Origin of the sequence: Chryseobacterium culicis, from assembly GCF_900108365.1 — a bacterium.
In the GTDB taxonomy this organism is placed as follows: domain Bacteria; phylum Bacteroidota; class Bacteroidia; order Flavobacteriales; family Weeksellaceae; genus Chryseobacterium; species Chryseobacterium culicis.
In genome coordinates, this window is sequence record NZ_FNWQ01000004.1 from 225,555 (window position 1) to 245,986 (window position 20,432).

A 20,432-nucleotide genomic window follows, 5' to 3' on the forward strand; every position below is an offset into this window, starting at 1 on the left:
TATCATCCACCAAGTGAAACCTTCTGTTCACCAAGTTTCCCGGTTTCCAGCCTTAAATAGGGATAATTTCACTTTAGAAATTCAAAATAATAAACAATGAAACGCTATTTTTTAATATTAATAACCTTTTCGGTTTCCTTTCTCAAAGCGCAGGAAATCAGAAGAGAAATCGAAGTAAAGCAGGCTACCGTATTTTTACAGGGTGCAAAGGTTTTTGGAACTACCAGTGTGAATCTTCAGAAAGGAAGAAATAGGGTAAAAATTGTCAACCTTCCCAATAATCTGGATGAGAATACCTATAAAATCAATCTTGAAAAAAATACAACACTTCTTTCCATTACCCCTCAAAGCAATTTTTTGAAAAATGATGAACTGTCAGACCATCAAAAGCAGCTTGAAACAGAAACCAAAAAGCTGCAAAGACAGGTCAGCCTCCTGAATATTCAAATTAAAAACCTGACGGGTGAACAGCAAATCATTAATGATAATTTAAAAATTTCTGTCAATGACAAATCTACCCCACAGGAACAATTGATTAAGCTTACTGATTTTTACAGAAAAAGAATGCTGGAAATTGACAATCAAATATTTCTTCTGGAGGAACAGAAAACTGCTCTGGATGAAAGCATTGCAAAACTAAACAGCCAATCCGCAGAAGAACAAATACACAAAGATACCACCCGTAAAGAGCTCTTGCTTGAAATTCTTGCTGATTATGACACCAGCCTTAATCTCGGGGTGAGTTATATTGTTTCAGATGCCGGTTGGGTTCCTTCTTATGATTTGCGCGCCGAGTCTGTGAAAAAACCTCTGGAAATGGTTTATAAAGGTAAAATTTATCAGAAAACCGGACAGGACTGGAAAAATGTGAAACTGTTTGTTTCTACTTACAGACCTTCTTACCATCAGGACAGACCGATTTTGTCTCCGCTTTATGTAGCTGAATATACACCATACCATTCTCAGATGGAAATAGCCGGATATAAATCTAAAAAGGAAATTTCAGCAGCCAATGCCTATCAGATGAGAGAAGATGCGGCAGCAAAACCAAGCCAGATTCCGGTGGCAGCTGTTTCTGACAATCAAATGAATATCATGTACGAATTGAATTACAATCAGACCATTCTAAGCCAGGAAAAAGAACAGTACGTGATTCTGGATAAAAAACAGGTTGACGCCGACTACAAATATCATACGGTTCCTAAGCTTAACAATCAGGTATTTTTGATGGCATTCGTGAAAAACTGGCAGAATCTGAACCTCATCAATGGTGAAGCCAATATTTATTTTGAGGATAACTATATCGGAAAAACCCATTTAACAAGTAATTACGTGAAGGACGAATTCCCAATCTCTCTTGGAGCAGACGAAAGAATTACGGTAAAAAGAGTCAAGCTTGCAGATAAAACGTCTCAAAAAGCGATGAACTCCAGTACATGGGAAACAGAATCTTATCAGATCAGTATCCGAAATAATACCAAACAAAATATTGAGCTTGAAGTTCTGGATCAACTTCCAATAAGCGAAAATTCTAAAATTTTGGTAAAAGTGATTGATCTCGGCGGTGGAAATCTTGATGAAAAAACGGGGAGCATTCTCTGGAATAAAAATATCAGTTCAGGAGGCTCAGAAAAAATGGTATTCTCTTATGAAGTAAAATACCCGAAAGATCTACACATTCAATACTACAGCAGATAATTAAAAATATTTTTATTAGGAAATCCGGCCCTCTGCCGGATTTTTCCTGTTTAAATAGTTTTCAAAAAATAGGAAAGCTTCGTAAAAACCGCTTCTTACGAAGCGGCCAAAACACATTTATTAATCTGGCAATCATGAAATACCAGAAAACCAATGAAAAAAAAATTTGATTTTAATAATTTATCAATTATTTTTTTATCAAATACACTAACAAATATAGAGATGCGCACAAAAAAAAGCAATAATAAAACAGGATACTGAATATTTATTAACAAAAGATAATTAATTTTTAACATACGCTAATAAATAAAAAGCATTTCAATATGTTAGTAAAAATTTATCATAATTTATTGTTTTTTTGTGATGAATTAAGAGATAATACATCGAATAATACTCATACATTAGCTCTATAAAAAACAACAAATGATACAATCTAATGAATTTACTGCAGCGTACTTTGAACAGCATAATTTTCTCAGTGAAAAAGACCGGGAAAAGCTGCTCGAGATGGCTCAGATCGTAACTTATCCCATGAATAAAATCGTATTACACCGGGGAGAACAGATAAGCCAGGTGGGTATCATCCTGAAGGGATTAATAAGAGTTTATGATAAAAATAACAAAACCGTATGGCTTGCTTACGAAAATCAGCCTTACGGTTCTATGGAAATTTTAGGGCTTCACAGGCCTTCCACTGTCACTTATGAAACACTGGAGGAAACCACAATGTTTTTACTCAATTATACTGAGCTGGAAAATGCGATTATAAAGTACCCCAATATCGGAAGGCTGCTTTTAATGTACTGGAAAAACACGGCAATGTCAATATACGGTCACTTCTACTCTTTTCTGACCTTAACTCCGGAAGAGCGGTATTTACAATTGCTGCAGCAAAATTCCAGGTTAATATTACGGGTGAAATCCAAAGATCTGGCTACGTATCTGGGCATGCATCCTGTATCATTAAGCAGATTAAAAAAAAGATACTTTATCCATAATAAATAGCCAAAAAGAAAAAGAGATTCCGGCCCTACCGGCCAAATTTAAAATATCTTGACAACGGGTGCTTTTTATTCTTCATAAACAGAGAAGCCATTGCCATGCCGGTTACTGAAAAGGTAATACCATTGCCTCCGAATCCCAGAACAAAATAAGAATTTTTAAATTTCTGATGTTCCCCAATATAAGGTAATCCATCCTGAGTCTCACCGAAAGTTCCTGCCCAGACAAAATCTGTATAAAAGTGGTAGTCTGGTTTTATGCTGTTCAGGTTCTTCAGAATCTCTTTTTCTTTTTTATGCAAAATAGCATCCCGCTTTTCCGCATCATAAAAATCTTCATCTCCTCCACCTATAAGGAGTCTTCCGTCATCGGTAGTTCTCATGTAGATATAAGGATCATCAGTATTCCAGACTAATGTGCTGCTGATATTTTTAAACTTGTCCTTATCAATTTCAGAAACAACCGCATAAGTGCTTTTGAGATTGACAAAGTTTTCTTTCAGTAAATTTTTACTTTCGTATCCTATACAGTAAATGATTTTTTTTGCTTTGATTTCAAATCCACTGTCTACAGTAATCAGATTAAAGCCTTTATGTTCTTTTACCTTTATCATTTCGGTCTTATCAAATATCTTCAGTCCCTTTTTTACATTATGCAAAAAAAGCTCATGAGCAAACTGAAAGGCATCAACACTGGCTCCCTGCCTGGATAAAATCCCACCATAAGTATTTTCAAATTCAAATTTTTCTACAATCTGCTCTGGTTCCAACCATTTTACTTCGAATCCATTACTCTTTCTTGCTTCATATTCTTTTCTCAGCCATTCCACATCTTTCTTTTTTGCGGCAAAGTATAATGATTTCTTTCTTTTAAAGCCGGCATTGGATTTAAGGAGTTTTGTAAGTTTTTCCAGGTTATCAATAGCATCACTACAGGCTTTATAGCTCATTACAGCTCCTTTTTCGCCTATTTTTTCTATCAGCTCATAGAGAGGAACATCTATTTCGTACTGCAGCATTGAGGTTGTGGCTGACGTGCTTCCGTTACAAAGCTCTCTTTTATCAATAAGAACCGTTTTGTAGCCATCTTCTATCATCTGATGGGCAATAAGGCTTCCTGTAATACCTCCGCCTACAATGAGAACGTCACATTCTTCATTTGATTTTAAGGATGGATAAGATGCTAATAGTCCGTTTTTTAAAAGCCAAAAAGGTTCATTCGATTTCAGATTCATATTAATATTTTACACTGAAAGTAACAATATTTATACCTTTTTTAACAAATTTTCATCAATTTATGGTGTAATTATTGTTATGCTTTTAAAATCAAACCACCAAAAATATTTATTATGATAACAATTATTCCAGAAGCTCCGGAGAATGTTGCAGCATTTAATGCAACGGGAGAAGTAACGAAAGAGGATTTTGAAAGATTGGTAATTCCGCGCGTAAAAGAGAAGGTAGAGCAATTCGGTGAACTCAACTATTTATTGTATCTGGATACCGAACTGGATAATTTTACGGTAGGAGCATGGCTTGAAGATTTATTACTAGGCCTGAAAAACCTTGCCAACTGGAATCGGGCTGCCATCGTAACAGATAAGGAAGGCATACAGAATTTCACAAGTATTTTCAGTGTTCTGATGCCGGGAGAGTTTAAATCTTTCCCAAAGGAAAATTTATACAATGCCCTGTACTGGTGTAAAAATGGAGATGAAGTAGAGGCATAAAATTTATGTATAAAAATCGCCTGTTTCCGTTAGAAACAGGCGATTCTTTATTAAATTCAATACTACATATATCCAATTACTTATCACATGAGACACATTCTGCTGGTGCCTCTTCATTTGGAGCTTTTGAACCATACAGATACATATATCTTACACTTATAGCCAACCCAATAAAGGTCATTGCCACTCCTACCAACGATGGATAATTGAATGAATAGCCATATTCTAAAGGAATTCCTCCCAGGAAAGCTCCCATTGCATTGGCAATATTAAATCCAGCCTGCATAAAAGCAGCGGCCATCATTTCACTTTTCGGGGCTGCTTTCATCATCATAATATTGATGGGTGAAGCGATAGACATGGATAAAGCTCCGCACATAAATGTAAGAACCAGTGCAATATTCTTATACTCTGCAAGGAAGAAAACACCTCCAAGAGCGATCATCATCAGGAAAATGAGAAGTGCACAGGTTTTTTCGGGACCCAATTTATCCGAAACAATACCTCCAACCAGATTTCCGACTACCATTCCTGCTCCGGCAAGAACCATTACATAAGCCATTTGGCTGCTTTTGATTCCTGCAACAACAGTCATTAAAGGTGTGATGTAACTTAACCACGTGAAAAGTCCGCCAAATCCAATCGCTGTAATAGCCAACACCAGCCAGGACTGTTTATTTTTAAGAAACTTCAGTTCTTCCATAAAGTGGGTATTCTGGTTAGATTCCATTGCAGGAAGCCACAATTTCAAAAATAAGATGGCAAAAAGCCCGATCACCGCCACAATAGCAAAATACAGCCTCCAGTGAAAGGTATGTCCGATATAAGTAACCAGAGGAACCATGGCAAGATTGGCGACTGTGAGCCCTGTAAACATCATGGATATATAAAAAGCTTCCTTCCCTTTTCCTGCCATTCGTGAAGCCACTACCGTTCCTACTCCGAAGAACGCACCGTGAGGAAGTCCGGACATAAAGCGGATCACCAGCATACTGTTGTATCCCGGTGCAATAGCCGAAAGTGCATTAAATAAGGTAAAAAGGATCATAAAAGCCATCAGAACCTTTTTCGGAGGAAATTTTACGGAATAGCCAATCAGAATTGGAGCACCTATAACCACCCCCATTGCGTAGGCAGAAATTAAATGTCCGGCTTGCGGAATAGTAATCTGCAGTGTTTTGGCTATATCCGGAAGTAATCCCATGACAGTAAATTCCGTAGTTCCTATCCCTAAACCACCAATAGCCAGCGGTATTATTCTTTTATCAATCTTCATTGTATCTAAATCTTTTTTTCTGAATTATTTTTTACAAATTAAGAGACAGCCTATCTCTTTTATTTTGAAAGTGCAAAATTCGATAGAAAGTTTGAATTTCACACCTCTTTCAATGATAAAAATTTGCTCCATATTAACCTTTTTATTTACATTTAAATTCAGAAAACATCAAATCAGAACAAAATGAAAATCCAGAAAGAAATTATCGAATTTGAACAGGGAAAATCATTCAAGCTGTTTTCTCCTTCTCTGAAAAACTGTTTTTTCTGGCATTATCATCCGGAAATTGAACTGGTATATGTAGAGGCTGTGAACGGAATACGGCATGTTGGAAAAAACATTTCCGGCTTTACAGACAGCGATCTGTTACTGATTGGTTCCAATGTACCTCATCTTAATTTCGACTACGGTATCCAGACGGAATGCAGACAGCTTGTTTTGCAGCTTCGTGAAAGTTTTCTGCAGGATATTATTCTTCCTGTCCCTGAATTTGAAAATATTAAAACCCTTTTGGAACGGTCATATCTTGGACTTTCATTTTATGGAGAGACCAAAGAAACGGTAGTGCAAAAACTGCAGATCATTAAAGATAAAAATGCTTTTGAATCGCTGGTGGGATTGATTGAAATTTTGCAAATTCTCGCTGACTCTTCCGAAGTAAAAGAGCTGAATAAGGAAGATACCCGTATTAAATGGTTTTTGAATGATAAAATCAGAATGGGAACTATCTACGATTATATTCACGAAAACTACGACAGAAAACCAAACGTCAATGAAGTAGCCCGAATAGTCAGTCTGAGTACTCCTGCTTTCTGCCGGTATTTTAAAAAGCAGACGAATATGACGTTTACAGATTTTGTCAACAATTACCGGATTAATCAGGCTAAAATATTTCTGCTGAAAGATCAGTCTGTTACGGAAGTCTGTTTTCAGGTGGGTTTTGAAAGCCTTTCTTATTTTAATAAATTATTCAAACAGCATACCGGGGAAACCCCTTCTGAGTTCAAGAAGAAACATTTCAGACCCATTGAAATCAATGGAAAGATTGCACCTATTACCAAGGAGACGGCTTGTAATAAATAATTCGAGGAAAGTTATTTTATTTAAAATCTGTAAGCGGAGTAAAACGCGTTGTCAGTGATATCTTGACGGGTACTGTAAAGACCACCCCGGAAATGATAGAGGCCGTTATTGCACCGATTGCAGTTTCTGCTAACCAATCTCTGTCCACCTAAAAAAACAAAAAACCGCTCATTGCTGAACGGTCTGTATTTTAATGAATATGCTTTTCTGCGTGGTAAGAACTTCTTACCAGTGGAGAACTTTCAACGTGTCTGAAACCAAGGCTTCTCGCAAAATCTCCGAACTCATCAAATTCTTCAGGAGTGATAAATTTCTTTACCGGAAGATGCTTTTTAGTCGGCTGCAGATATTGTCCAAGAGTGATGACATCTACGTTGGCATTTCTTATATCTTCAATGGTCTGGAAAACCTCATCTTTAGTTTCACCTAAGCCAAGCATAACTCCTGTTTTGGTTCTTCTCTGTCCTGCTTCTTTCAGGTATCTCAATACTTCAAGGCTTCTTTCATATTTTGCCTGAATTCTTACTTCTCTGGTCAGACGTTTTACAGTTTCCATATTGTGAGAGATCACTTCCGGGGCCACTTCTACCAGTCTGTCAATATGTTTGGTGATACCCTGGAAATCAGGAATCAGAGTTTCCATGGTGGTTCCCGGTGAGATTCTTCTTACAGCATTCACGGTTTCTCCCCAAAGAATAGATCCCATATCTTTCAGATCATCACGGTCTACAGAAGTAAGAACGGCGTGTTTGATCTTCATTAATTTGATGGATCTTGCCACTTTTTCAGGCTCATCCCAGTTGACATCAAGCGGTTTTCCTGTTTTTACGCCGCAGAATCCACAGCTTCTGGTACAGATATTTCCTAAAATCATGAAAGTGGCTGTACCTTCTCCCCAGCATTCTCCCATATTCGGGCAGCTTCCGCTTTGGCAAATGGTATTTAATTTATATTTATCAACCAATGTTCTCAGCTCTCTGTAATTCTTTCCGGTAGGAAGTTTTACGCGGATCCATTTTGGTTTTTGAACGGTAGTGTCTTGAACTGAATTTTCCATTTCTAAAATTGAAGTTCAAAGTTAAGGATTTTTTAATGGAAACCATCAACCGGAACTATTGATGAAATTGATCATTGAAATTTCCTTTGTATATTTATCTCCTCAAATTATTTTTATGAGAAAAACATTGTTTCTTTTATTCGCGGCATGGGGAACACTTTGCCTTGCCCAAAAACAATTTCAGCCCGCAGGTTCCACCATCATCGAAACGGTAGACGGAGATCTTGACGGTGATAAAATTCCTGAAAAAGTAATTATCTATAATACAAAGGATACAACTGATATGGGAAATATCCGCGAAATTCAGATCCTGAAAAAAACAGGCGGAGCATGGACTGTGCTTGAAAAATCCAGAAATGCAGTGATGGAAAGCAGTGCCGGAGGAATGATGGGTGATCCTTACGGAGAAACAAAAATAGAAAAAGGAATTCTGATCATTTCCCAAAACGGGGGAAGCAGCTGGAAATGGGATGTAACGGACAAATACAGGTTTCAGAACGGCCATTTTGAACTTATAGGAACTTCCGCAACTTCAGGAAGACCAGGCGACTACTGGAAGGAGGTGGATTTCAACCTTTCAACAGGACAGTTAAACTATTCAAAAGAGGTAGAAAATACAGCTGAATATGGTAAATCTTTAAAGGAAACCTATATTAAAAAAGGGCTGAAGATCAATTTACAGAACAGAAATCAGGAAAAGCAGCAAAAAATAGTTCTTCCAAAGACAAAAGAAGAAGTCTATTTCTAAGTAATGTCTTTGAAATGTAAGTTTTAGCTAAAGCCTATTTGAATTTTAATTTTTAGCGAACGGGCTTCCTTCGTCTCCGCTCAGGATAATAGCCCATTTTCTATTGAATAGTATGTATTAAGTTATTGAGCTTAATGATCATCAAACTCATTATTCTTCAACAGTTCGGCTAAGACTTTTTTCGCCCGCATGACTCTTACTTTGGTATTGGCGACGGAAATTCCCAGCTCCTCGGCTATTTCTTTGATGCTTTTTTCTTCAAAAAATCTCAGTTTGATAATATCCTGATAGTTGGCATCCAGGGATTCTATTGTTTTAATGATTTTCTTTTGTTCTTCTTCGGAGATCAGAAGCTCTTCCGGGGATTTTGCATATTGATTTTTGACTTCATCAAGGTTTTCAACAGCATCCTCATTATCACGGTTTTTTTTTCTCCAAAAATCAATAACCGTATTCTGGGCAATGGTCAGAATCCAGGTTTTAAACTGAAAATGAGGATCAAACATGTCCAGCTTCGACAATACTTTCGAAAAAACATTCACGGTGATTTCATCGGCATCATTTTCATCTTTCACTTTTTTCATCACAAAAGAGAAAACATCCACCCAAAAAACATTAATGAGTTTAGTCTGGGCCTTCTGGTCTTTATCCTTGGCCTTCTGTATGAGCAGGAATAGCTGTTCGTCGTTCATTAATAACAAATATAGCGTATTTACGATGAAAAACAAAGGATAAAAGGCCAAGCTCTCCTATTTTCAGGGTAGCCTTCAAAAAGTTTTTATGATCCTTTTGTTTAGATTTCTGCCCCATCGTCACATTGCTTTTTTTCCTTAATACTTCTGAATTTACTATCTTTGCCTCTTAAAATTTTAAAGTTAAAAATCAATGAATTCCTTTATAGAAGAACTGAAATGGCGTGGTCTGTTTGCCGATATGATGCCAGGAACCGATGAACAACTGAATAAAGAGGTAACTACTGCATATATTGGTTTTGATCCTACAGCCGATTCTTTACATATCGGAAGTCTTATCCAGATAAAAATTTTAGCGCATTTCCAGCTGCACGGCCATAAGCCGATTGCTTTGGTAGGAGGTGCTACAGGGATGATCGGAGATCCTTCCGGAAAGTCTGCTGAAAGAAACCTTCTGGATGAGGAAACTCTTTTACATTACGTTGACTGTTTACAGAAACAGCTTTCAAGATTCTTAAATTTCGAAGGAAATGAGCCTAACAAAGCTGAGCTGGTGAACAACTATGACTGGATGAAAAATATCTCCTTCCTGGATTTTGCGAAAAATATCGGGAAAAACATCACGGTCAACTATATGATGGCTAAAGATTCTGTGAAGAAGAGACTTTCCGGAGAAGCAGGAGTTGACGGAATGAGTTTCACGGAATTTACTTACCAGTTAATTCAAGGGTATGATTTTCTTCACTTATACCAGAATAACAATGTAAAACTGCAAATGGGAGGTTCTGACCAGTGGGGAAATATCACCACAGGAACAGAATTGATCCGTAGAAAAGCACAGGGTGAAGCTTTCGCATTAACCGTTCCTTTGATTACAAAAGCAGACGGCTCCAAATTCGGAAAATCTGAAAGCGGAGAAAACTACTGGCTGGATAAAAAGAAAACTTCTCCTTACAAATTCTACCAGTTCTGGCTGAATGCTACAGATGAAGATGCGGAAAGATTTATCAAATTCTATACTTTCTTAGGAAAAGAAGAAATTGATGCTTTAATTGAAGCGCATAAAACTGCTGCTCACGAAAGAAAACTACAAAAGAAACTGGCAGAAGAAGTAACCGTTTGGGTTCACGGAAGAGAAGAGTATGAAAAAGCACTGAAAGCTTCTGAAATCCTTTTCGGACGTTCTACAGCAGAAGATCTGGTAAGCCTTGACGAAGAAACCTTCCTGGAAGTTTTTGACGGCGTTCCTCAGAAAGAAATTGCAAAAGCAGATGTTCTGGGAATAAATATTGTGGATCTTCTATCCGAAATGTCTGGATTCTTAAAATCTAAAAGTGAAGCTCAAAGAGAAATTAAAGGGAATTCAATCTCCGTAAATAAACAGAAAGTGAATGATACTTTTACAGCCAATGAAGGTGATCTTATTGACGGAAAATTCTTATTGCTTCAAAAAGGTAAGAAAAGCTACTTTATTGTAAAAGTAGATTAATCTGAAAATACTATAAAAAAACGGGCGCTGAGATGAATCTCAGCGCCCGTTTTTTCCTAAATAAATTTAATATTAAAATGTGTAGCTTGCAGAAGCTGATAAATACTGCCCGCTGGAGGTTCCTTCTTTTTTAAGCTCTCCGTCTACCCAGATCTGAACCTTCAAAGTAGCAGAAGCACCAGGGCCTACAGCACTCACAGCAACATTTGCACTGTATGCTCCCGGCTCTGAAGTAATTTCAGGACTGCTCCATGTTGATCCGCTAAGGCTTGACGCTGTGGTAGGGTTGCCATCAATTCCGTATACTGCTACATCAATATTACTTCCTGAAGAAGCGATTGCTTTAAAAACCACTTTATGGCTTTTCCCTGCCCCATTTACATTATTGTCATCATTGTCTTTACTGCATGACGCTGTAAACCCGATAAGCATTGCTGCCAGTACTGCAACGAATGCGCCTCTTAACAGCTGATTCATTCTCATTTTTTTCATAATCTTTTTGTTTAAATTTTAATTACTATATTGAATATTCTATGATTCGTGATTGATGTTTGCAAAGCTATGAGCATCCTCCATGTGTATCAATCCGGAAAAACCAGTAATTTTTTCTACCTGAATACCGGTATTTTTTATCCTAATATTTTTAATTAAATTGAGCGTTTAAAAAAATATTTTACAGAATTGATCCATAATGAAGAGATTTCTTGTCCTGTTGAGCCTGTTCCTGTCCTTTCAATTACAATCGCAGCAAATCATTCCACTTCACGAGAAAGCTTATACAGACAGCCTGCAAAGCATTACAAGAGGAAAACTCCCTGATCCTTCAAAAGCCAATGCCTTTTTCCTTTTATCTAATTATTACAGAAACAGTGATTCGGTTTTGAGTAAGAAATATCTCGATACCGGAAGAATACTGGCTCAAAACCATCCTTTTTTTACTGCAAAGTATTATTACTACGAAGGACAATACAATCTGGACAGAAATAAAAAGAAAGCATCCGTTTCTTATCAGCAGGCGATCCGGTCTTTATCGAAATTCAAAAATGAAGAGTCTGATTTTCTGCAGGCGCTTGCCTGGTACAGCTACGGAGTTTCACAGAAGGATAAAGACGGCTACGTACCTTTGGTTAAGATGATGCTTGAAAAAAGTATTCCACTGGTAAAAAAATATAAAAACAGCAGAAATTTGGGTTTCCTGTACACTCAGCTTGCTGTGATTCTTACGTATAATGCCCAGTTTAAAAAATCAGAAGAATATAATAATAAAGCTTTGGAGATCCTGGAAAAAAACTACCCGGATTCTGCCGAATTGTTTTTTACCTACCTCAATTCTGCCAACAATTTCTGTTATCAGGCCCATGGTGATGAAGCTGAAAAGTTCTTAAACAAAGCAGAAAAACTCATCAGTCCCTACCCGGAATCTTCATCCAATGCCTTTTATTATTACAGCAAAACCCTGCTTTATATTACCAGACAAAAAAATGCAGAAGCACTGTCTGTTATCGACAAAGGAATTTTCTACGCAAAGAAATTTAATCAGAATCTGCTGGCTCAAATGTTTTATTTCAATAAATATGACATTTTAAAAAAGCTTAAAAGATACAAGGAGGCCAAGGCTACGCTGGAAGATGTTCTCACAGAAAAATCTTTAGCCATTGACCTCAATAACAGAAAAACTTTTTATAAGCAGCTTTCTTTGCTTAATGAAGAACTAGGCAATACGAAAGAAGCTCTTATGTGGGAGCAGAAATACTCCAGGCTGAATGACAGTCTGAATACAGAAAATGTAAAAATTGAAATCAATAAACTGGAATCAAAATTCAATACCGCTGAAAAAGAAAGAAAAATAGCCACATTAAATGCCGAAAAAAATCAAAAAGATCTGGAAGTAAACAAGAAAAACTCTTATTTATGGGGAATGAGCCTCGTTTTACTGCTGGCTTTCAGTCTTTTGATCTTCCTGTTTATTATTTTCAGAAAAAATAAAAAAATAAGTGAGCAAAAAATAAAAGAGATTAAGCAACAGGAAGAATTGTCTTTAACCAAGGCCATTCTTGATGGTGAAGAAAGAGAAAGAGAACGGATCGCAAGAGATCTTCATGATGGTCTCGGAGGGATGCTCGCAGGGGTTAAAATCAATTTTTCTACATGGTCTTCCTCTCACTTACATCCCGAAAAAGATCAGGAATTTTACAGGATCTTAAGCCAGCTGGACCATTCGGTAAGTGAGCTGCGACATGTCGCCAGAAACTTAATGCCTGAATCACTGCTTAATTTTGGCTTAGAAACAGCCTTACAGGATTTATGTGAATTCTACATCAGAAAAAACCTGGACATTGATTTTCAGGCTATTGATATCGAGAGTAAACTACCTTTAAATGTCCAGCTTAATATTTACAGAATTGTACAGGAATTACTGGCCAATGCTGTAAAACATGCCGGAGCCAGCAGTATCTTGCTTCAGTGCTCACAATCCGGCAAAAATTTTATGATCACGATTGAAGATAACGGAAAAGGATTCGATAAAAATATTGAGAAAACCAGCAAAAGTATGGGACTTCGTAATCTTAAAAACAGAGTCAGCTATTTGAAAGGGAAAATGGAAATCAATTCTGACCAACAGGGAACAGCAATTAACATAGAACTCAACATCCATGGAGAATGAAAAAATACATATCGTCATTGTAGATGACCACCCTATCGTCATTGAGGGGCTGAGACTGATGCTGAACAGCCAGCCTGTTTTTAATGTAGCAGGAAGTTTTGCATCCGGTGCGGAAACAATCAGTTTTATTCAGTCTGAAAAGGCTGATATCATTCTTCTGGACATTACCCTTCCTGACGCCAGCGGAACAGAACTTTGCCGGGAAATTAAAAAAATATCTCGGGGCACTTCGGTCATCATGTTCAGCAACCGATCCGAACGAAGCATCATTATGCAGTGTATACAAAATGGAGCCAGCGGATATCTTCTTAAGAATACTTCACTTGATGATCTTATTCTGTCCATTAGAGGTGCACTTTCCGGCGATATTGTTTTCTGTAATGAAACCAAGCAGATCATCAGCCGTCCCAATCAAAAAGACATTCCTATACCGAGGGTTACAAAAAGAGAAAAACAAATTCTACAGATGGTAGCACAGGGAAAAACCAGTAATATGATTGCTGAAGAGCTTTTCTTAAGTCCGCTTACTGTAGATACCCACCGTAAGAATCTGCTTCAGAAATTTCAGGCAAGAAATTCTACGGAACTTATCAATCTCGCGGTACAGCTGCAGCTGATTGAAGGATAAAAACTACTCTGGAAAGTTTTTTATGTATCATCCTGAAAGATCAGAAATATTTATCAGCTGTACGCATTTAAATTTTATTTGAACTCCACATTATATTTTGCAGTGACCTCAAGGTTTTGGCCTTTGGCTATCTCTTCCTGCCTCAAAACTCCATCTATATAAATCTGAACCTTTAAAGTAGAAGTAGCATCTACACCTGTTGCTTTTATAGTCACACTCTTAATCTGATTCATTGTCTTCCCTGCTGGTAATTCTTCCGAATGAGTATATTCCGGACTTGTCCATACCACACCATTAAAATTACTTTCATTAGCTTCACCGTTCACATTATCCAATACATATATAATATTTGAGCCTGCTGATGCTTCTGCTTTAAACATTATTGTATGGTAAATAACATATTCCTCTTCACCAAAAAAATTGTTAATAAGAATATTCTGATGATCTTTTGAAATACTTTTGTCTATTTTTTCTTTCATATAATTTCTAAGCCACTGTCTAATTTTTCGCATCTAAAAACTTATAAAAGTTTATAATGCTTTTCCATTTCTACAGCTTAATACTTTGTGTGTTTTGATTTTGTAATGTTATTAAGATAAGTTTTTTAATGCAAAAAAAAGGCTATGACAAAAGTATTACAGAGAAGTAACACATGATTTTAAATACTATATATCAACATATTAACTCCCAGCAATAAATTTAAACTGTAAATGTATGTTACCTCAATTGTACGTAATCATATGCATGTAATATGTATAAAATAAAAAAATCCGTCTCAATATGAGACGGATTTTATATCAATAATTAAAATAATTTTATGGCTCTAAGAAGCTGTAATCGATAGAAGCAACCAATACTCCTTTCCCTTTTTTCTTCACAGTTCTTGCAACTTCTCCATCTATGTAAAGCGTAATTGTCAATTCAGAGTTATCATCCGGCATTGACGCGTTAGCATCCAGATTCAGCTGTGCCTGGCTGGAGTTTACAAAGAATTCTCCGCTTGTCCACGGTGAAGTCACAGGATTTTGTGGAGTATTGTAAATCGTATTCTGAGCTGTACCTACCTGGGTTACAACACTTATAATATTTCCTCCGGCAGTGGTCTTCACTTCGAATTGAACCACATGATCCTGAAATTCTTCATCATCATCTTTTTTACAAGAATTAACAACGGTAATTACAGAAAATAATAAAACGAATAAAAAAGAAAGTCTAAGTAAACTTTTTGAATTGTAAAATTGCTTCATTTCTCCAAATAGATTTTTTAATGTTTCAAATATAAGTTTTTTATTAATATAAAAATAACTTTTATGAAAAATTTCCAATAAAGATTTCTAATTAATATCAAATCAACAAAAATAAAAACACACCGTTAAAGTCCAAAAACACAGTACAAAGAATTAATCATTACACATACGGTATAACCTATTAAACTTCATTGTACGAATAATAAAAGTGAAGACTTTGGTGGTAATTTAATTATCTTTGCGGTATGAATTTAGATTATCTAGTACGAGAGCCGGAAAATATTACTTCCCAAACTCCCATTCTTTTTATGCTTCATGGCTATGGCAGTAACGAGCAGGATCTTTTCAGCTTTAGGGAAACTCTTCCCAATGACTGGATTATCGTGAGTTTCAGAGCGCCGCATGATACTCAATTTGAAGGATATTCCTGGTATGATATTAATTTCAATGATCCCGAGAACTTTATTGATGTTCCTCAGGCAAAAGAATCTTTACATGCAGTGCTGGAAAGCATGCTGAAGATCATCAATCACTATGGCCTGACGGAAAGCAAAACGCATCTGTGCGGTTTCAGTCAGGGAGGAATATTATGCTATGCTTTAGCATTGAAACATCCTGAACTGTTTACTTATGTTGCGTGTCTGAGCAGCTATCCTGAAGAGAAAATTCTGGATGGTATTGTAAAAGACAAAAAGAAGCTGGAGGGGCTTCGTTTCTTCGTTTCGCATGGTACTGATGATGCTGTGATTCCGTTAGAATGGGGAAGAAAAGCGGCAGATCTTCTTTATGACCTTAGCTGTTACTTTACTTTCAGAGAATATATGAGCGGACATGGCGTTAATCAGAAGAATTATATGGACCTGATGGAATTCTTTTCCAAATAAGGAGCGTTCCGTTTGAAATAAATTCAATAAAAAATACTACTTCATTGTAGTTTATATAAACATTCCAGCTTTTGGAATGTTTTTTTTTATCATAACGATAATTTCAGTAAATTCAGTAAATGAAATTTAAATTGCTTTTACTGGTATTATTTCTTAGCATTTTTATCAATGCCCAGAATTCCTTTGAATTAATTAATACAAAAAAAGCGGTTATTCCTTTTCAGCTTATCAATAATCTTATCTTCATTCCCATTAATGTAAATGGCGCAGAGCTTACCTTTCTGCTGGATACGGGTGTTTCGGAAACGATTCTTTTCAGTCTGGAAAATAAGGAACTTAAACTGAGCAGCGTGGAGAAAGTAAAGTTTTCCGGTCTTGGAGGCAGTATAAGTATCGATGGGTTAAAATCTGAGCGTAACGTAGGCAAAATTGGCAATGAAGTTGTCAATACGTCTATGTCTCTTTATATTATTATTGATGAAGAATTTAATATTTCGCCCCACGTAGGAATTCCTGTAAACGGAGTTATCGGATATCACTTTTTTAAGAATCATCCCATTTACATAGATTACAGTTCAAAGAAAATTACCATCTATGAAAATACGGATGCTGTGAAAAAGAAAATCAAAAGATTTGAAGAATTTCCGATTACCATTGAGAAGGACAAACCTTACCTGTACGGTGGTGTAGAAATGACGAATGAAAAGAAAGATTCCAAACTGCTGGTTGATCTGGGAAACAGTGATGCGATCTGGCTCTTCCCCACCCTTATTAAGAATTTTGTTTATAACAGACCCAATATTGATGATTTTCTGGGCCGGGGCTTCAATGGAGATATATATGGCAAAAGAAGCCGTATTCATAATTTTTATCTTGGAAAATATAAATTTGAAAAACCTCTTACCGCCATGCCGGACGAGTTTTCTATACAGCATGTCAATTTAGTTGAAAACAGAAAGGGTTCCATAGGCAGCGAAATAATGCGTAGATTTACTGTAGTATTTGACTATACCAATAAAAAGCTCTATTTAAGAAAAAACAGGAATTTTGACGATCCGTTTCATTTTAACATGAGCGGCCTCGACTTCAAGCAGGACGGATTGGAATGGCAGGAAGACCGGGTAAAAATTGAAACCCAAAAATCTGCTATGGTAGCTACTGAAGTTTATAAGGATGCTTTTCAGTATAAGTTTAGTTTAAAACCTATATTTTCCATTGCCGGCGTAAGAAAAGATTCTCCCGCTTATAAAGCAGGCCTGCAAAAAGATGACAGAATCCTAACCATTAATGGAGAACGGACCTCGGATATGACTCTGGAAAAAATAGTAGAGCTTATGAAATCCAATGAAGGCAGAAATATTAATATGGTCATTCAAAGAAAAAATCAAAAACTTACATTGAGTTTCGCTTTGGAAGATCCCATTCCCTATCAAGAATAATAATATGAATACTGAAGAAAGCACCTTAGACAGGATCAGAACCAGACCCAGATTTAAAATGTTTACGCATCTTACCAAAGAAGAATATGCAGAAAATCTGAAGCAATATATGGAAGCACATAAAGATGAGTTTTCAGGCAATATTAATAAAGAAGTTGCTACCATCCGGGTAAAAACAGAATATGATAATTACTGGAAACCCTGCCTTGCTTTACGCATTGAAGCGGAAGATGAGCATACAGCCATACGCGGTGTATTTGGCCCAAGCTCTGCAGTATGGACGTTTTTCATGTTCCTGTATTTTTCCTTTTCTATACTTTGGATGACTTTCTTCACCATGTATTATGTAGAAAAACAAATAAAAAGCGCCGAATACCCCTGGGCACTGAGCGCTTCTTTTGTGATGTTATTCTTGATTCTTCTTACATATATTGCAGCCAGATTCGGGCAGCATAAAGGAAAAGAAGAAATGCTTAAGCTGAGAAGATTTGCTGAAGAATCTACACTGCAGTTTGAAAAGAAAATCAATTAGACTGCGGTTCTACAGGTCTTTCGTTCTGAATTGGGGTAGCAGCAGCTTTAGCTGCTTTAATGGAATCTACAACTTTCTCCCTGTTGCTTTGTTCTTTAAGCATTTTCGGAACCTCCGGTTCAAGCAGCCTGGTTAATTCTTCAACAGAAATATTATTGGCGTTAGGATCGTCGAGAAGTTTTCTCCATGGTTTTCTTCCGCCCCATTTATAATCCCCGAATACCATTACCGCTGTACCTCTGGCTTTTGTAGTAGCACCACCGGGATTCAGAATCCAAGTATCTGCATAAGAATACAGCCATTTGGCATCTTTTCTCAGCAATCGTAAACATGAGTGTGAAGCAGGATATCCCGGAAGCGTATATTCATGCCACCCGATTCCACCTAAATTATGAATATTAAAATTATAAGGAAGTTTCCACTCACTGCTCACTGTAGAAATAGCCAGTTCCTTTTTCCAGTTGGCAAAAGTAAGTCCTCTCGTTGTCTGAGCTGTTTTTTTACCCATACTTGTAGGCCCCCATTTCACAAGGCTTCCGTTGGAATATACTCCAAAAGCCTGTATAGGGTAGGAAAAGATGACAAACTTCTTCACTCCGCTCAATATGTCCAGCTGCATCGGAAAAGGTGAATAGGCCATTAGCGTTGTATCTATTTTGGCCGGAACTACCAGGGTGTCAGCATTCCATTTGCTTTTGGAATCCAGTCTGTTTAATGCTAAAATAGCGGTACGTTCTGCTACACTATATTTTTTACTGTATTCTGCATAGATGGAATCCCGCATCTTCTTGTCTTTGGGAAGAACAAAAGCATTATAAAAACCATTTTCCTGCATGACAGGCGGAACAGATTCTTTCTTTACCACAGGAACAGAATCTTTTTTTATAGAATCCGTTTCTGCCTCCTGAACTTCAGAAGAAGAAACTGTATCTTTAAAAGTATCACCTATCTTCTCTATTTCCTTTTTACAGGAAACTAGGAAAATACTACATAAACAAGCATAAAGAAAGGATTTTTTCACAGATATGTTTTTCATAAATAAAATCGGCCATTTAGTTTGGCTACCCAGTACAAATATCAGACCTAAAATTGAATCGTAAAAGACATTATTAAAAATACCGTAAAAAAACGGAGGTAATATCCCTATAAATGAGGAGTTATAGTTAATGAATTTCTTATTATTACTTATTTTAAAGGAATTTTCACATTTTACTGAAACCTCCTCAATTACAAATCTCACCATCTATAAAAGGACCATCAGCAACAACATCAAAACTGAACTTTACGAACATTTTTAGTACTGGATTTTCAAACTGAGATCCGCATTATCAGTCATCGTCACTTCTGAAAAATTCTTGTGCCAAATCACTGCTACACCAGCCCTTCCAATTGCCGTAAAATAGGAATAAGAGATTTTCCTTTTTCTGTAAGATGGTATTCTATATGTAAAGGCTTTTGTTTTATAATGATCCTTTCCAATAAGTCCATTTCTTCCAGTTCCCTCAGAGCAGTTGTTAATGTCTGCTTATTAGATCCTTCAATATCGCGGAGTAAGCTGCTGAAACGTAAAGTGGATTGAGATGCAAGAAGAAAAATTTCCAGTTTTAATTTACCCGAAAGTGCTTTTAACAGCTTCTGTACAGGACATATTTCCGGCCCGTCAGCCGGGCTGTTATTAGTCAGATTTTTTTGACTCATTGTGTGTTTTTTTTAATATCGTAACTTTGCAAACATAGTGGTTAATAAGTAAATTAATATCATATTCACCACACATTTAACAAAAAACATTACAAAAAGCACAAAGATTTTAGTAGAAATTTCTCATTAAAAAACTCATGTTTTTATGATATTTCACTCAATTTTAATCTAATTGCAAGGTTGAATAAAATATAATTTATTATCACTTATATTTTATAAAATCAAAAAAAAACTAAAAACCTAAAACACAAATATGAAAAATGAGATTTTTATCTTCAAATTAGGCTATACTATATATTATTCCACCAGCCTTTTTTTATTTGCAGCACAGCACAAGCCCGAAAACCTGTACTATTTATATCGGAAAGCTTTCAGATAGAAAAGCAATTCCGGCTATTTATCATGGCTGTAACAGAAATAACGATTGTAGTGAACAGTCGGTTTCAGAAATCTGCTAAAGCCTGAAATATCGGATTCTTGTGCAGCGGTTGCAGTACCCAAAGTGCATCTGTCTTTTGTATTCTATTCATTTCTGATAAGTTATAAAAATTGAATAAAAGTTATT

At 36.4% G+C, this 20,432-nt stretch carries 20 protein-coding genes; 11 read left to right on the plus strand and 9 right to left on the minus strand.

What is annotated here, in order from left to right; genetic code table 11:
- The first annotated feature begins 96 nt into the window (after positions 1-96).
- Both BLW74_RS16065 and BLW74_RS16070 read left to right on the plus strand, forming a co-directional pair.
- Entirely contained in the window at positions 97-1,698 is a 1,602-nt protein-coding gene (locus BLW74_RS16065) for a DUF4139 domain-containing protein (protein ID WP_089693940.1), read from the plus strand.
- 423 nt (positions 1,699-2,121) lie between these two features.
- Positions 2,122-2,703 carry a Crp/Fnr family transcriptional regulator gene (locus tag BLW74_RS16070; protein WP_089693942.1) on the plus strand — a complete coding sequence of 194 codons (582 nt, stop codon included), beginning with the start codon at positions 2,122-2,124 and terminating at the stop codon, positions 2,701-2,703.
- 25 nt (positions 2,704-2,728) lie between these two features.
- Here the strand turns inward: BLW74_RS16070 and BLW74_RS16075 are convergent, their stop codons facing one another.
- On the minus strand, positions 2,729-3,934 hold the full coding sequence (locus tag BLW74_RS16075; RefSeq protein ID WP_089693944.1) for an NAD(P)/FAD-dependent oxidoreductase: 1,206 nt from the start codon (positions 3,932-3,934) through the stop codon (positions 2,729-2,731).
- Between the two features lie 114 nt (positions 3,935-4,048).
- Here BLW74_RS16075 and BLW74_RS16080 point away from each other — a divergent pair, with 114 nt between their 5' ends.
- A complete protein-coding gene (locus BLW74_RS16080; protein WP_089693946.1) occupies positions 4,049-4,429 on the plus strand; it encodes a SpoIIAA family protein in 381 nt (126 codons plus the stop codon).
- A 76-nt stretch (positions 4,430-4,505) separates the two neighbouring features.
- Here the strand turns inward: BLW74_RS16080 and BLW74_RS16085 are convergent, their stop codons facing one another.
- Complete coding sequence (locus tag BLW74_RS16085; protein ID WP_185116366.1) at positions 4,506-5,705, minus strand: MFS transporter; 1,200 nt, start codon at positions 5,703-5,705, stop codon at positions 4,506-4,508.
- Positions 5,706-5,888: 183 nt separating this feature from the next.
- On the opposite strand from BLW74_RS16085, the gene BLW74_RS16090 reads away from it, so the two are divergent.
- On the plus strand, positions 5,889-6,788 hold the full coding sequence (locus BLW74_RS16090) for an AraC family transcriptional regulator (protein ID WP_089693948.1): 900 nt from the start codon (positions 5,889-5,891) through the stop codon (positions 6,786-6,788).
- Positions 6,789-6,978: 190 nt separating this feature from the next.
- Here BLW74_RS16090 and lipA read toward each other — a convergent pair whose 3' ends face one another.
- Positions 6,979-7,845, minus strand: coding sequence for a lipoyl synthase (gene lipA, locus BLW74_RS16095; protein ID WP_089693950.1), 867 nt, complete (start codon positions 7,843-7,845; stop codon positions 6,979-6,981).
- A 115-nt stretch (positions 7,846-7,960) separates the two neighbouring features.
- On the opposite strand from lipA, the gene BLW74_RS16100 reads away from it, so the two are divergent.
- Complete coding sequence (locus BLW74_RS16100) at positions 7,961-8,593, plus strand: hypothetical protein (protein ID WP_228424935.1); 633 nt, start codon at positions 7,961-7,963, stop codon at positions 8,591-8,593.
- A gap of 131 nt (positions 8,594-8,724) precedes the next feature.
- Here BLW74_RS16100 and BLW74_RS16105 read toward each other — a convergent pair whose 3' ends face one another.
- A complete protein-coding gene (locus BLW74_RS16105; RefSeq protein WP_089693954.1) occupies positions 8,725-9,285 on the minus strand; it encodes an RNA polymerase sigma factor in 561 nt (186 codons plus the stop codon).
- Between the two features lie 193 nt (positions 9,286-9,478).
- Here BLW74_RS16105 and tyrS point away from each other — a divergent pair, with 193 nt between their 5' ends.
- The gene (gene tyrS, locus BLW74_RS16110) at positions 9,479-10,774 is read left to right on the plus strand and encodes a tyrosine--tRNA ligase (protein WP_089693956.1); all 1,296 of its coding nucleotides are present in this window, start codon (positions 9,479-9,481) and stop codon (positions 10,772-10,774) included.
- 72 nt (positions 10,775-10,846) lie between these two features.
- On the opposite strand, the gene BLW74_RS16115 is transcribed toward tyrS, so the two are convergent.
- Positions 10,847-11,266 carry a hypothetical protein gene (locus BLW74_RS16115; protein ID WP_089693958.1) on the minus strand — a complete coding sequence of 140 codons (420 nt, stop codon included), beginning with the start codon at positions 11,264-11,266 and terminating at the stop codon, positions 10,847-10,849.
- Between the two features lie 199 nt (positions 11,267-11,465).
- On the opposite strand from BLW74_RS16115, the gene BLW74_RS16120 reads away from it, so the two are divergent.
- The gene (locus BLW74_RS16120) at positions 11,466-13,439 is read left to right on the plus strand and encodes a tetratricopeptide repeat-containing sensor histidine kinase (RefSeq protein WP_089693960.1); all 1,974 of its coding nucleotides are present in this window, start codon (positions 11,466-11,468) and stop codon (positions 13,437-13,439) included.
- A complete protein-coding gene (locus tag BLW74_RS16125; protein WP_089693962.1) occupies positions 13,429-14,067 on the plus strand; it encodes a response regulator transcription factor in 639 nt (212 codons plus the stop codon). The genes BLW74_RS16120 and BLW74_RS16125 overlap by 11 nt, the downstream gene beginning before the upstream one ends.
- A 74-nt stretch (positions 14,068-14,141) precedes the next feature.
- On the opposite strand, the gene BLW74_RS16130 is transcribed toward BLW74_RS16125, so the two are convergent.
- A complete protein-coding gene (locus BLW74_RS16130; protein WP_089693964.1) occupies positions 14,142-14,546 on the minus strand; it encodes a hypothetical protein in 405 nt (134 codons plus the stop codon).
- A 336-nt stretch (positions 14,547-14,882) separates the two neighbouring features.
- On the minus strand, positions 14,883-15,314 hold the full coding sequence (locus BLW74_RS16135) for a hypothetical protein (protein ID WP_227413259.1): 432 nt from the start codon (positions 15,312-15,314) through the stop codon (positions 14,883-14,885).
- Positions 15,315-15,559: 245 nt separating this feature from the next.
- On the opposite strand from BLW74_RS16135, the gene BLW74_RS16140 reads away from it, so the two are divergent.
- The 3 genes from BLW74_RS16140 (at position 15,560) to BLW74_RS16150 (ending at position 18,169) form a co-directional block, all read left to right on the plus strand.
- Positions 15,560-16,198 (plus strand): alpha/beta hydrolase, encoded by a 639-nt coding sequence (locus tag BLW74_RS16140; protein WP_089693968.1) that lies wholly within the window; start codon positions 15,560-15,562, stop codon positions 16,196-16,198.
- 119 nt (positions 16,199-16,317) lie between these two features.
- Positions 16,318-17,637, plus strand: a complete 1,320-nt coding sequence (locus tag BLW74_RS16145) for a PDZ domain-containing protein (RefSeq protein WP_089693970.1) — start codon at positions 16,318-16,320, stop codon at positions 17,635-17,637.
- Between the two features lie 4 nt (positions 17,638-17,641).
- Positions 17,642-18,169 (plus strand): hypothetical protein, encoded by a 528-nt coding sequence (locus tag BLW74_RS16150; protein ID WP_089693972.1) that lies wholly within the window; start codon positions 17,642-17,644, stop codon positions 18,167-18,169.
- On the opposite strand, the gene BLW74_RS16155 is transcribed toward BLW74_RS16150, so the two are convergent.
- Together BLW74_RS16155 and BLW74_RS16160 are read right to left on the minus strand one after the other, a co-directional pair.
- A complete protein-coding gene (locus BLW74_RS16155; protein ID WP_089694182.1) occupies positions 18,162-19,205 on the minus strand; it encodes a L,D-transpeptidase in 1,044 nt (347 codons plus the stop codon). The two genes, BLW74_RS16150 and BLW74_RS16155, sit on opposite strands and share 8 nt — an antisense overlap.
- A gap of 335 nt (positions 19,206-19,540) precedes the next feature.
- Positions 19,541-19,867: a winged helix-turn-helix transcriptional regulator gene (locus BLW74_RS16160; protein WP_089693974.1), complete on the minus strand. Its 327-nt coding sequence runs from the start codon at positions 19,865-19,867 to the stop codon at positions 19,541-19,543.
- Between the last annotated feature and the right edge of the window lie 565 nt (positions 19,868-20,432).